10 protein-coding genes and 1 tRNA gene are annotated in these 12,111 nt (G+C 70.6%); 2 read left to right on the forward strand and 9 right to left on the reverse strand.

Going from position 1 to position 12,111, the window contains the following annotated elements; genetic code table 11:
• Nucleotides 1–67 precede the first annotated feature (67 nt).
• From ACIPJY_RS11745 to ACIPJY_RS11770, 6 genes are read right to left on the reverse strand one after another with little or no spacing between them, the layout of a single operon-like run.
• Entirely contained in the window at nt 68–1,804 is a 1,737-nt protein-coding gene (locus ACIPJY_RS11745) for a serine/threonine-protein kinase (RefSeq protein WP_400464315.1), read from the reverse strand.
• Nucleotides 1,801–3,255: a peptidoglycan D,D-transpeptidase FtsI family protein gene (locus tag ACIPJY_RS11750; RefSeq protein WP_400464312.1), complete on the reverse strand. Its 1,455-nt coding sequence runs from the start codon at nt 3,253–3,255 to the stop codon at nt 1,801–1,803. The genes ACIPJY_RS11745 and ACIPJY_RS11750 overlap by 4 nt, the downstream gene beginning before the upstream one ends.
• A complete protein-coding gene (locus tag ACIPJY_RS11755; protein ID WP_400464309.1) occupies nt 3,252–4,700 on the reverse strand; it encodes an FtsW/RodA/SpoVE family cell cycle protein in 1,449 nt (482 codons plus the stop codon). The genes ACIPJY_RS11750 and ACIPJY_RS11755 overlap by 4 nt, the downstream gene beginning before the upstream one ends.
• Entirely contained in the window at nt 4,697–6,064 is a 1,368-nt protein-coding gene (locus ACIPJY_RS11760; protein ID WP_400464306.1) for a Stp1/IreP family PP2C-type Ser/Thr phosphatase, read from the reverse strand. Before ACIPJY_RS11760 ends, ACIPJY_RS11755 begins: the two co-directional genes overlap by 4 nt.
• Before the next feature lie 6 nt (nt 6,065–6,070).
• Nucleotides 6,071–6,625 carry an FHA domain-containing protein gene (locus tag ACIPJY_RS11765; protein ID WP_400464303.1) on the reverse strand — a complete coding sequence of 185 codons (555 nt, stop codon included), beginning with the start codon at nt 6,623–6,625 and terminating at the stop codon, nt 6,071–6,073.
• Nucleotides 6,622–7,302, reverse strand: coding sequence for a DUF3662 and FHA domain-containing protein (locus ACIPJY_RS11770; protein WP_123655038.1), 681 nt, complete (start codon nt 7,300–7,302; stop codon nt 6,622–6,624). Before ACIPJY_RS11770 ends, ACIPJY_RS11765 begins: the two co-directional genes overlap by 4 nt.
• A gap of 86 nt (nt 7,303–7,388) precedes the next feature.
• On the opposite strand from ACIPJY_RS11770, the gene ACIPJY_RS11775 reads away from it, so the two are divergent.
• Together ACIPJY_RS11775 and ACIPJY_RS11780 are read left to right on the forward strand one after the other, a co-directional pair.
• A tRNA-Leu gene (locus ACIPJY_RS11775) sits at nt 7,389–7,475 on the forward strand.
• Nucleotides 7,476–7,627: 152 nt separating this feature from the next.
• Complete coding sequence (locus ACIPJY_RS11780; RefSeq protein ID WP_400464300.1) at nt 7,628–8,608, forward strand: NAD-dependent epimerase/dehydratase family protein; 981 nt, start codon at nt 7,628–7,630, stop codon at nt 8,606–8,608.
• A 3-nt stretch (nt 8,609–8,611) separates the two neighbouring features.
• Here the strand turns inward: ACIPJY_RS11780 and ACIPJY_RS11785 are convergent, their stop codons facing one another.
• The 3 genes from ACIPJY_RS11785 to ACIPJY_RS11795 all read right to left on the reverse strand — a co-directional run bounded on the left by ACIPJY_RS11785 (nt 8,612) and on the right by ACIPJY_RS11795 (nt 12,047).
• The gene (locus ACIPJY_RS11785; protein WP_400464297.1) at nt 8,612–9,802 is read right to left on the reverse strand and encodes a Fic family protein; all 1,191 of its coding nucleotides are present in this window, start codon (nt 9,800–9,802) and stop codon (nt 8,612–8,614) included.
• A gap of 43 nt (nt 9,803–9,845) precedes the next feature.
• Nucleotides 9,846–10,457 (reverse strand): TetR/AcrR family transcriptional regulator, encoded by a 612-nt coding sequence (locus tag ACIPJY_RS11790; protein WP_400464295.1) that lies wholly within the window; start codon nt 10,455–10,457, stop codon nt 9,846–9,848.
• Between the two features lie 75 nt (nt 10,458–10,532).
• Entirely contained in the window at nt 10,533–12,047 is a 1,515-nt protein-coding gene (locus ACIPJY_RS11795) for a PucR family transcriptional regulator (RefSeq protein WP_400464292.1), read from the reverse strand.
• Nucleotides 12,048–12,111 lie beyond the last annotated feature (64 nt).

Consider the following 12,111-nt stretch of genomic DNA (forward strand, 5'->3'; position numbering starts at 1 on the left):
CTGGCCGCGGGCCGCCCGGACGAACCGTTACCGGAACGGTGTGGACGGCCGCGCGGCCAGGTCGGGACTAGCCCTGCGTGCTGTCGTCGGTGGGGTCGGCGGTCGGGGTCGACGTCGGCTGCTGCTCGTACGTCGCCGATGCCGTGTCCGAGGACGCGGACTGCAGGTCGCCGCAGTTCACGACGTAGCTGAGGCTGACGTCGCCCGGCTGCGCCGCAGTCACCTGGACCGCCGTGCCACGGGTCGCCCCGGAGCTGTTGCCGGACGAGTCGGTGCCGTTGGTGATCGTGTACGTGTACCCGGTCAGCTCGTAGCCGGCGGGGCACTGCGTGTAGGCGCTCCACGAGAACGTGACCTGGCCGCTCGTGGACACGGTCCCGGCGGTGGGTGCTGCCGGGGTCTCGAGCGTGGGCTGCGCGGTGTAGGCGCGCAGCACGATCGCGGTGCCGACCGTCAGGCTGCCGGTCGGACTGATCGACTGCACGGTCCCCTGCTTGTCCGAGCTCGGGGCGGCGTCGCCGTCCGCGATGCTCGTCTGGAACCCGAGCTGGTCCAGCTCCGCCTTCGCCTGCTCGGCGTTCTTGCCGACGTAGTCGCTCTGGTTGACGGTGATCCGCGTCGCCTGGGTCGGCGAGGCCGACGGCGTCTGCGACCGCGTCGGACGCGGTGTCGAGCTCTGGCTCGAGCTCGCCGACGGCTTCGGGTCGCCGTTGCCGTTCGCGAAGGCGAACGCCGCGATCACACCACCGGCGACGACCACGACCGCGGCCGCGACGACCCACCAGATCCAGGCGCGCTTCTTCTTCGGTTCTTCGTCGTCGCCGGACGGGGAGCTGGGCGTGCCCGGGCCACCGGCCGAACCACCGACGGTCCCGCCGGCCTGCGTGCCGATGAGTGCGGTCGCCGCGTCGTTGCCCTGCGGGGGGTTGAACGCGACGGTGCCGGCACCACCGAGTGCTGGGACGGCGACGGTCGCGGCGGCGACGTCGCCACGGCGGAGTGCCTGCGCCGCACGGGCCAGGTTCGCCGCGGTCGCCGGACGGTCCGCGGGCTTCTTCGCGATGCAGGACATCACGAGCGCGGCGACGGGCTCCGGGATGTCCCCGGGGAGCGCCGGCGGCTGCTCGTTGATGTGCGCCATGGCGATCGCGACCTGCGACTCGCCGGTGAACGGTCGGCGGCCGGCCAGGCACTCGTACGCGACGATGCCGAGCGAGTAGATGTCGGTCGACGGCGACGCCGGGTGCCCGCTCGCCTGCTCCGGCGAGAGGTACTGCACGGTGCCCATGACCTGGCCGGTCGCGGTGAGCGGGACCTGGTCGGCGATCCGGGCGATGCCGAAGTCGGTGATCTTGACGCGGCCGTCCGGCGTGATCAGCAGGTTGCCCGGCTTGATGTCACGGTGCACGAGGCCGACGGCGTGCGCGGCCTGCAGGGCGTTGGCGGTCTGCGCGACGATGTCCAGGACCTTGTCGACCGGCAGCGTGTGCTCGCGCTCGATCATGGTCGAGAGGGCTTCGCCGGGGACGAGCTCCATCACGAGGTAGGCGCTGCCGTCCTCCTCGCCGTAGTCGAAGACGTTGGCGATGCCCTCGTGGTTCACGAGCGCGGCGTGGCGCGCTTCGGCGCGGAAGCGCTCGAGGAACCCGGGATCGCCGAGGTACTCGTCCTTGAGGATCTTCAGGGCGACCGTCCGACCGATGACGAGGTCGGTCGCCTGCCACACCTCTCCCATGCCGCCGATGGCGACCCGGGACGAGAGTTGGTACCGCCCACCGAAGGTGAGTCCGCTGGTGGGTCTCATTTGTTCAGCACCGCCTCCATGACTTTCTTCGCGACCGGGGCCGCGACCGTGTTGCCGACGCCGGACTGTCCGAGTCCGCCGCCGTTCCCGACGACGACCGCCACGGCGACCTCCGGGTCCTTCGCGGGCGCGAACCCGGTGAACCAGAGCGTGTACGGGTCGTTCGTGCCGTTCTCGGCCGTTCCCGTCTTCCCTGCGACGTCGACCCCGTCGATCTTCGCATTGGTACCGGTACCCGCGTTGACGACGCTCTGCATCGCCTCGGTCAGGTCGTCGGCGTCGTCCGAGGAGATCGGGTCGCTGTACTGCTTCGGGGAGAAGGACTCCACCGTCTTCAGGTCGCTCGTGGTGATCGAGTCGATGAGCGAGGGCTGCATGACCTTGCCGCCGTTCGCGATCCCGGCCGAGACCATCGCGATCTGCAGCGGGGAGACGCGGACACTGGCCTGGCCGAACGAGCTCAGCATGAGCTGCGCGGTCGAGTCGACGGCCGGGTACTGGCTCGGGGTGGCCTTCATCGGGACCTCGATCGCGTCGCCGAAGCCGTACTTGTCGGCCATCCGCTTGATCGTGTCGTACCCGAGCTTCTGTCCGAGCTCCGCGAACGGGATGTTGCAGGAGTGCTGGATCGCGACGCGGAGCTTGACCTCGTCGCCACCACCGCAGCTGCCGCCCTCGGCGTTGTTGATGTTCGTGCTCGTGCCGGGCAGGCGGAGCGTCGAGGGGTTCGGGAGCGTCGAGTCGAGGTTCCAGTCGCCGCTCTCGAGCGCGGCCGAGGCGACGATGAGCTTGAAGACCGACCCGGGCGTGTACAGGTCACCGCCGATGGCGCGGTTCTGCAGCGGCTTCGAGGCGTCCGATTCGAGGGCCTTGTACTGCGCGATCACGTCGGTGGTGTCGTGCGAGGTGAGCGAGTTCGGGTCGTAGCCCGGCTTCGACACCATCGCCAGGATCTTGCCGGTCTTCGGCGCGATCGCCACGACGGCCCCGGTGTTCGACCCGAGGGCGTCGTACGCGGCCTTCTGGACGTCGGGGTCGATCGTCAGGTTCACGTTGTCGCCCTGGACGTCCTGCCCGGTGAGGATCGAGTTCAGGTTCTGGAAGAACGAGTCGTCCGAGTTGCCGGAGAGCACCGTGTTCTCCGAGCTCTCGATGCCCGAGTTGCCCTGGCCGATCGTGAAGTACCCGGTGACCGCGGAGTACAGGTCGCCGTTGGCGTACTTGCGCTGGTACTTGTACTGGTCGTCGACGGCGGTCGACTCGGCGATCGGGGTGCCGTTCACCAGGATGGCGCCGCGCTTGTTCGAGTAGCTGTCCAGGATGGTGCGCGAGTTCCGCGGGTCGGCGCGGAGCGCGTCGGCGGAGAAGAACTGGATCGAGGTCGTCGACACGAAGAGTGCGACGAACATGAGCACGACGATCGTGGAGACGCCGCGGAGCTGCCGTTTCATCGACGCTCCTTCCTGGTCCGCCCGCGGGCGGCCTTCCGGTCGGTGGCGCTCGGGCCACCGCGCTCGGAGAGGACACGCTGTTCCGCGGGGATGGAGTCGGTCAGCCGCAGCAGCATCGCCGCGATGATCCAGTTCGCCACCAGGGAGGAACCGCCGGCGGCCATGAACGGGGTCGTCAGGCCGGTCACCGGGATGATCCGCGTGATGCCGCCGACGACGACGAAGACCTGCAGGGCGATCGTGAAGCCGAAGCCGATCCCGAGCAGCTTGCCGAAGTCGTCCTGCGCCATGAAGCCGACGCGGATGCCGCGGGAGACCAGGACGATGAAGAGCGCCAGGATCGCGAAGACACCGATCAGGCCGAGTTCCTCACCGAGGGACGAGATGATGTAGTCGGCGTTCGCGACCGGGGTGATGTACGGGCGCCCCTGGCCGAGCCCGGTGCCGGTGATCCCGCCGTTCGCGAAGCCGAACAGGCCGTTCACGAGCTGGTAGCTGGCCTGGGTGTCGGCGTAGTACGTGGAGTTCGCGAACGGGTTCAGCCACTGCTCGAAGCGGCCGTGCACGTACTCGAGCGAGCTCGCGGCGACGAGCGCGCCGCCGACGAACAGCACCAGGCCGATGAGCACCCAGCTGAGCCGTGCGGTCGCGACGTAGATCATCACGAGGAACAGGCCGAAGTAGAGCAGCGCGGTGCCGAGGTCGCGCTGGAACACCAGCACGCTCATCGCGACGCCCCACACGATGAGGATCGGGCCGAGGTCGCGGGCGCGCGGGAACGTCATCCCGAGGAACTTCTTGCCGACGATCGACAGGCTGTCGCGCGCGGTCACCAGGTACCCGGCGAAGAACAGGGCCATCGTGATCTTCGCGAGCTCGCCGGGCTGGAACGAGAACGGGCCGAGCTTGATCCAGACGCGGGCGCCGCCGACGTTCAGCCCGATGCCGGGCAGCATCGGCAGGAGGAGCAGCACGATCGTCAGGAACATGAAGATGTACCGGTACCGCTGCAGGAACCGGTGGTTCCGCACGAGGATGACCGTGAGGATGGCGAACACCATCGCCAGCAGGGTCCAGACGATCTGCTTCACGCCGATCGCGTCCCAGCCGGAGAGCCCGTTGTGGACGTCGATGCGGTAGATCTCCGCGATCCCGATGCCGTTGAGCACCAGGGACACCGGCAGCACGAACGGATCCGCGTTCTTCGCGACGATCCGCAGCACGATGTGCATCACGAGCGCCAGGCCGAGGATCGTCGAACCGACCCAGAGCACCGAGGTGTCGAAGATCGTGCCCTTGGTGCCGAGCTGCACGAGCACCATCGCGCCGGCGCAGATGCCGCAGGCGATGACGAGCAGGAACAGCTCGAGGTTCCGGGCGCGTGCCGGTTCCCGGAGCTTGATCGTGATCGCCTGGGTGAGGGACTGGGGCGTCGTCGTGGTCATCGGCCACTACCGGTCGGCGACGGGGACGGGGTCGGCGAGCCGGAGCGGGTCGACGAGGGCGTCGGCGACGAGGAGGCGCCGCCGTCACCGCCCGTGCCGCTCTGGTCCTGGCCGGTCTCGGCCGCGGTCCGGAGGCGGTCGACGATGTCCCGCGCGTCGGACAGCGACGCGGCGTTGATCGTCGAGCGCACGTTCTCCCGCGTGTACTCGGGCAGGTCGGACACCTCGATGCCGGAGTCCTCGTACACGTCGGAGAGCGCGATCGGGCCGATCTGCTGCTGGACGCCCTTGTAGATCGCGACCTGGCCGCGGTCGGATCCGACGTAGTAGTGGTCCTGGACGATGCGCCAGCCGAGGAACACCGCCCCGACGAGGGCCGCGATGGCGAGCACGAGCGCGATCGTCCAGCTGATCCGACGGCGCACCCGGCGACGGCGGTCCTCGGCGATGAGCTCGGCGAAGTACTGGTCGCTCTCCGGCTCGAAGTGCGAGTCCTCCGGGGCGGTGGTGACCTTGAGCGGGTGCAGCAGGATCGTGGGGAGGCGGATCGGCTTGCGGCCGGTCGAGGCCTCGAACGTGAGGGGAGCGGCCGCGGAGCCGACGGTCGTGGCCGCGTCGTCGTCGTCCTCGGTCGGGGAGGCGTCGGTGACGTCCATCGCGACGACCGTCACGTTGTCGGGCGCGCCGTGGTCGAGCGTCTCCTTGACGAGTCGCTGCGTGACCTGGTTGGCGTCCATGTTCGACGCGAGCGCGTGCCGGATGCGCTCTTCTGCCAGGTACGACGAGAGTCCGTCGGAGCAGAGCAGCCAGCGGTCGCCCGGCTTGATGTCCATGATCGCCGTGTCGACCTCTGGTGCCGCGTCGACGTCACCGAGCACGCGCATCAGCACCGAGCGGCGCGGGTGGACCGCCGCTTCCTCCGGGGTGATGCGCCCGCTGTCGACGAGCCGCTGCACGAAGGTGTGGTCCGAGGTGATCTGCTGCAGTTCGCCGTCGCGGAAGCGGTAGATGCGGGAGTCGCCGATGTGGGCGATCGCGAGCTGGTCGCCGACGCGGATCATCGCGCTGACGGTCGTGCCCATCCCGGTGAGCTCCTGGTGCTCGAACACCGTCTCGGTGATGAGCTGGTTCGCCGCGATCAGCGCGGACTGCAGGGCGAACTCGGCGTCGTGCGCTGAGGGGAACTCGCGGTCGACCTCGCGGATGCGACGGATCGCGATCGCCGAGGCGACGTCGCCGCCGGCGTGTCCGCCCATGCCGTCCGCGACCGCGAACAGGTGCGCCCCGGCGTAGCCGGAGTCCTGGTTGTTCGCGCGGATGCGCCCCACGTGGGACACAGCGGCGCTCAGCGTGCGAGCCGTCATCCGGGGTTACCGCCGCAGCTCGAACGTCGTGGTCCCGATCGTGATCGGCGTCCGCTCTGCGACGGTCACGGGGGCGGTCACCTTCTGACCGTTGACGAACGTGCCGTTCGTCGACTCGAGGTCGATGACGACCCACCCGGACTGCTGGAGTTCCAGACGGGCGTGGTGCGTCGACGTGTAGTCGTCACGGATGACGACGTTGCTCTCGCTGGAGCGGCCGATCGTGATCGGGCCGCGGCCGAGCGGCATCTCCATGCCCTCGCGCGCGCCCTCGGTGATGACGAGGCGCGTCGCGACGTCCCCGCTCGGCGGCTGCGCGCCGGCGGACGGGCTCTGGCTGATGATGTCCGTGAATGCCCCGCCACCGCCCGCTGCGGCGCCGGCGGCCGGGATCGTGGGGGTCGTCGGACCCGACGGCGCACCCTTCGGATCGGTGGGGATGGTGCGCACTCGCTGGCCGAACAAGTCGCTCCGGAGCGCGAACACGATCACGAAGACGAAGAGCCACAGCACCGCGAGGAACGCGAAGCGCAGGACGAGCAGTGTCAGTCCTGTGGTCATCGCGCACCTCCGTCGTTCTCCGGGATCACCCGGAACACCATACGGGTACGACCGATCTCGATGGTGGAGTCCGGCTCCACGATCGCCTGCTGGAAGCGCTCACCGTTCAGCTTCGAGCCGTTGGTGGACCCCAGGTCGTTGGCCTGCGCGTGCTTGCCGTCCCACACGATCTCGACGTGCTTCCGGCTCGTGCCGGTGTCCGCGACGGTGATGTCGGCGTCCGTCCCGCGGCCGATGACGGTGCGGCCGCGCTGCAGTCGGTGGCGCTGCGACCCGATGTCGAGCACGGCGACCCAGGCCACGTCGCGCTGCACGGTCGTCGAGTCCACCTGCAGGATCCCGGTCGACAGGGTGCCGTCCTGCTGCAGGCGGATCGTGACCGGACCGGAGAACGAGTAGTTCTGCGCGACGGCGTGCTGCTGCACCATCTGGGTCAGTTCGTCGATGAGGGGTCGGCCGACGTCGTTCATGCGGGTGAAGTCCGGCGGCGCCAGGCGCACGGTGAACTCGTTCGGCACCAGGATGCGGTCGCGCGAGACGACGGCAGCCTTCGTGTCGAGTTCTCGTCGGAGCGTGCTCGAGATCTCGACCGGCTGCACGCCGGAGCGGAAGGTCTTCGCGAACGCGCCGTTCACGGCGCGCTCCAGCCCCCGCTCGAAGCTGTCCAGTAGGCCCATGGGTCTCCCACGTTCTCGGTCGTTGACCTCTGCATGGTAGTCGGCGTCAGCTGAGGCAGTCTGTGCATGGTAGTGTCATGGGGCTGGCGCGAGTGGCGGAATTGGTAGACGCGCACGGTTCAGGTCCGTGTGCTGGAAACGGCGTGGGGGTTCAAGTCCCCCCTCGCGCACCAGGCGATCGAGAAGGCCCCCCGGGAGAGATCCCGGGGGGCCTTCGTCATGTCGCCACGGTGACCGACAGGCGGACAGGAGGCCCGTTGCGGCCTGGCACCGGGCCTCCCGTCCGCCTCGGATCGCCACATCCGCACCGGCCTACGGTGGCCGCATGAGCAGCAGCAAGCGCGTCGTCGTCATCGGCGGGACCGGACACATCGGTACGTTCCTGGTCCCGCGGCTCGTCCGCGCCGGTCACGAGGTCGTCAACATCAGCCGCGGATCACGGCGGGCGTACGCCGACACACCCGAGTGGGAGCAGGTCGAGCAAGTCGTCGCCGACCGCGAGCAGGAGGACCGCGACGGCTCCTTCCCCGACCGCGTCGCCGCCCTGCACCCGGACGTGGTGGTGGACCTGGTCTGCTTCACGCTCGAGTCGGCGACCGCGCTCGTCGAGCGGCTGCGCGGCACGGACGTGCACCTGGTCCACTGCGGGTCGATCTGGCGGGCCGGCCCGAGCGAGGTGCTGCCGATCACCGAGGACACCATGACGCCGCCGATCGGGACGTACGGCATCGAGAAGGACCGGATCGCGCGGATGCTCAAGCAGGAAACCGCCGATGGGGGTGTTGTCACGACGTCACTGCACCCGGGCCACATCAGCGGACCGGGGTGGGCGCCGATCGGTCCGGTCGGCAACCTCGACCCGTCGGTCTGGCGCACGCTGTCTGCTGGTGCGCCGCTCGAGGTCCCGGGCCTCGGTGCCGAGACGATGGCGCACGTGCACGCCGACGACGTCGCGCAGGCCTTCGAGCTCGCGGTCGATCACCGGGACGCGGCGGCCGGCGAGGACTTCTCCGTGGTCGCGGCGGACGCGCTGAACGTCCGGGGGTACGCGGCGCTCGCCGCGTCCTGGTTCGGGCGGGAGGCCCGGGTCGAGTCCGTCTCCTGGGACCGGTTCCGTGCGACCACCGACCAGGACGCCGCGGAGGCGAGCTGGGAGCACCTGTCCCGGAGCCAGGTGTTCAGCATCGAGAAGGCCCGATGTCTGCTGGGCTACGCGCCGCAGCGCACCGCCGGCGAGACCGTCGAGGAAGCGGTCCGGTGGCTCGTCGAGCACGGTGAGCTCGCGGTGGCCGCCCCGCTGGCGTGAGGTTCAGGAGCGCGGGAGCTGCCGACGTCCGCTGCGGTCGGCGAAGGCATCGAGTGCGTCGATCACCGCGTCGTTGATCCAGATGCGGTTGCGCTGCTTCGAGTTGCCGAGTCGGAGCACGCCGAGGTCGACGAGCTGGGCGAGACCGTTCAGCACCGCAGGACGGGTGGCACCGGTCCGCTGGACGGCCAGCCGCGAGTTCAGGACGGGGTGCTCGATCGACAACCGTGCGATCCGCCGAGCCGTGGCGTCCGCGCGGAGCTCCCGCATCGCGAAGTACCACCGCGACTCGAGCTGGCGCAGGTCGTCGGCGAGGACGGAGGCGTTCCGGAGCCCGGCGAGCGACGCATCGGCCACCACGTCGACGATCGGCGAGGCGTTTCCTCGCCGGTAGGCGTCGAGCGCCCCGAAGTACGCGTCGAGATCGGTCAGGAGTCCGCTGCTCACCGGGACCGTGAGGTGCTGGAGCACGCGACCCCGCCGGAGGATGGCCTGGAGGAGCGCTCGGCCCGTCCTGCCGTTGCCGTCCGGGAATGGGTGGATGGTCTCGAACTGTGCGTGCGCGATCGCGGCCTGGACGAGCACGGGGACGTCGGCGCGGCGGATGAACGCCACCAGGTCGTCCATCGCGTCCGGCACCCTGGCATGGTGCGGCGGGACGAACTCCGCGGCGTGCGGGAGTCGCCCGCCGATCCAGACCTGCTCGTCGCGGTACCGGCCGACCATCGACGGTGCGGTGTCGGAGAGGAGCTCGTGGTGCATGGCGATGACCGTGTCGTTGCTGATGTCGTCGGACAGCGCGATCGCGGCTTCCATGGCGCGGACGTTCCGGACGATCTGCGGCGCGTTGCCCTGGACACGCTCGTCGATCTCGGCCTCCGAGATCGCCCGGGCGCCCGCGGTGAGGTGCTCGATCTCGGAACTGGACGCGGACTCGCTCCGGAGGAGCACCGCGGAGAACGGGGCGGGGAAGTGCGCGTACGCCGCGTCGAAGCGGGTGATCGCCCCGGATGCGTCGGTGGCCTCGGCGAGGGAGCGTGCGCTGATGGAGACGTCGAGTCCGGCGATCGCAGGCGGGACGGCGGCTCGGTACGGTGTGCTGCGGGTCTCCCGCTGACGACGGGAGAGCAGGTCCGGGTTGTCGAGCCGGGGCAGCGTGTGCGCTTCCCACTCGACCGCCGTCGTCCCCGTCATCCTGTACCACTCTCGCTCGTTGGTTAAGGTTACGGCAGATCCTTCACTGAAGCCGCACTGGCGCGAGGCCGACGGCGGCAGCGATCGCGGTGACGACCAGGTCGTCGCGCTCCGCGCGCGATCGGTAGTCGACGAGGGCGTAGCCGTTCGCCGCGTCCACGAGGGCGAACAGCAGCAGGGCGACGCGTTCCGGGTCGTCCGTGTGCATCGAGCCGTCGGCCACCCCGGACGCGACGACGGACCGTGCCAGACCCTGCCAGTCGTCCATCACGGACCGGGCGGCGTCGGCGAGCTCCGGGTTGCCACGGCCGATGCTCCAGGCGTCCGACCACACCGCGGCGACGTCGTCGCGCGCCGGGTCGTTGACGGCGTGCAGGAGCGCCGCGAGCCCGGCCACGGGTGCCGGCTCGGCGCCGACGACGGACGCGACCTCGGCGACCTCGGCCGCGGCGATCGTGCGGAACGTGTCGGCGACGAGGGACTCCATCGATGGGCGGTAGTGCGCCACGAGTGACGGCGCGACCCCGACGGATGCGGCGACCGCGCGGAGGGTCACCCCGGCGAGACCGTCGGTGCGGGCGATGGACACCGCCGCCGCGTCGATCTGCGCGAGGCGTTCCGCGGCGCTCAGGCGACGGCGGGGCGAGGTGGGCACGGTGTCCAGCCTAGGCAGCGGCCGGTCCGTCACGCGGGCAGCGGCCGGTCGGTCACGCGGGCAGCGGCCGGTCGGTCACGCGGGCAGCGCCACGAAGGCCGCCCAGACGTCGGCCCGCGTCGCGAACAGTCCGAGGTCGCGGTCGAGCAGGCGCCCGGCGTGTTCGATGCGGGCGCGGGCGGTGTGCCGGTGCACGCCGAGGACCTGCGCGGTGCGGTCGTACTCGCAGTTCTGCTCGAGCCAGGTGCGGACGGTGTGGGTGAGGTCCGTGCCGGCCTGGGCGTCGTGGTCGGTGAGCGGCTCCAGGAACGCCCTGGCGATGTCGGCCGCCCCGGTGTGGGCGAGGTGCGCCAGGACCCCGTCGCGTGCCAGGTCGCCGAACTCGACGATGCCCGGGCGGCCCTCCCGGCTGCGGTCGAGCGCCTGCACGGCCTCGGCCCTGGCGCGCGCGAACGACGCGAAGGTGGCGCCGTCGGACAGGCCGGCATGCAGACCGTACTGCTCGGTGAGGCGCTCGACCGGCGCGGTGTCGTCCGCGCTCACGCAGAGGAACAGCGCGTCGTCGACGGCGAAGAAGAGCTGCCCGGGCGTCTCCTGCACCCAGAGCTCCAGGATGTCCACGACGGAGTCGGTCCGCTCGTCGGCGACGTCGACCGCGGCGAGCCGGATGGGTTCGGCCGGCAGCGGTCCCCAGAGTTCGCGGGACGTCGTGTCGACCACCTCGGAGTCGCCGAACGACAGCATCGTCAGGAGCCCGGTGCGGAGCAGCCCTCGGGCGCGGGCGAGCTCGCGGTTCTGCTGGAGTGCCAGGCCGGCGAGGGCGATGACGGCGGTCACGACCTCGCGTCCGGCCTGGTCGAGGGACCCGGTCGCGATCGCCAGGACGCCGTCGAGGTGCCCACCGGACCCGAGCGTCTGCAGTGTGAACCCGCCGTGCGCGGTGCTCACCGGCAGGCTCGCCCGCTGCCCGCCGCGGAGCAGCCTGGCACCCTCTGCCTGCAGCTGCTCGCGCTCGTCCGCGGGGATCCCGGATGCCGGGAACTCTCGGTCCAGCCGGCCCGAGACGTCGAGCAGGCCCACCCAGCAGTCGAGCTGACGGGAGAGTTCGGCGAGGGTGGCGCCGAGCCCGTCCGGTCGGAGGGCCGCGAGGGAGATGGCGCGCTGGGCGGCGAGGGCCCAACCGCTCCTGGCGTTGGCGTCCTGGGCCACCGTCTCGGCGTTCGCCTGCGCGACGGCGATGAACGAGGTCTCGTACGGGACCTCGAAGAGCGGCAGGTCGTGCGTGCGGCACGCGTCGACGAGCGCGTCCGGGGTGCCGGCGCGGACGACCTCGGTGCCGAACCCGAGGGCGACGACGCCGTGCTCCGCGAGCCGTGCGACGTACGCGTCGACGAGGTCCGCCTCGACCTCGGAGTCCGTCCCGAACTGGGTGCCGGTGGTCAGGAGTGCCTGTCCGGCGGTGAGGAACGGGGTGGGATCGGGCAGGTCGGAACTGTGCAGCCACGAGATCGGGCGGTCGGTCGTCCCGGTGCCGAGCAGCCGCAGGCCCAGGTCCGGTCGGGAGAGCAGGGAGTCCAGCGTCGCGGGCATGCGCCGAGCTTATCCACCGTGGCGATCGGAGTCCGTCCCGCTGTACGCGGTGGACAGCACGGGA

It is taken from the genome of Curtobacterium sp. NPDC090223 (genome assembly GCF_044746585.1).
Taxonomy (GTDB): domain Bacteria; phylum Actinomycetota; class Actinomycetes; order Actinomycetales; family Microbacteriaceae; genus Curtobacterium.

Coding starts and splice junctions, on each gene's coding strand:
- ACIPJY_RS11745 (WP_400464315.1), bottom strand. CDS start 1,804: ATGAGACCCACCAGCGGACTCACCTTCGGTGGGCGGTACCAACTCTCG.
- ACIPJY_RS11750 (WP_400464312.1), bottom strand. CDS start 3,255: ATGAAACGGCAGCTCCGCGGCGTCTCCACGATCGTCGTGCTCATGTTC.
- ACIPJY_RS11755 (WP_400464309.1), bottom strand. CDS start 4,700: ATGACCACGACGACGCCCCAGTCCCTCACCCAGGCGATCACGATCAAG.
- ACIPJY_RS11760 (WP_400464306.1), bottom strand. CDS start 6,064: ATGACGGCTCGCACGCTGAGCGCCGCTGTGTCCCACGTGGGGCGCATC.
- ACIPJY_RS11765 (WP_400464303.1), bottom strand. CDS start 6,625: ATGACCACAGGACTGACACTGCTCGTCCTGCGCTTCGCGTTCCTCGCG.
- ACIPJY_RS11770 (WP_123655038.1), bottom strand. CDS start 7,302: ATGGGCCTACTGGACAGCTTCGAGCGGGGGCTGGAGCGCGCCGTGAAC.
- ACIPJY_RS11780 (WP_400464300.1), top strand. CDS start 7,628: ATGAGCAGCAGCAAGCGCGTCGTCGTCATCGGCGGGACCGGACACATC.
- ACIPJY_RS11785 (WP_400464297.1), bottom strand. CDS start 9,802: ATGACGGGGACGACGGCGGTCGAGTGGGAAGCGCACACGCTGCCCCGG.
- ACIPJY_RS11795 (WP_400464292.1), bottom strand. CDS start 12,047: ATGCCCGCGACGCTGGACTCCCTGCTCTCCCGACCGGACCTGGGCCTG.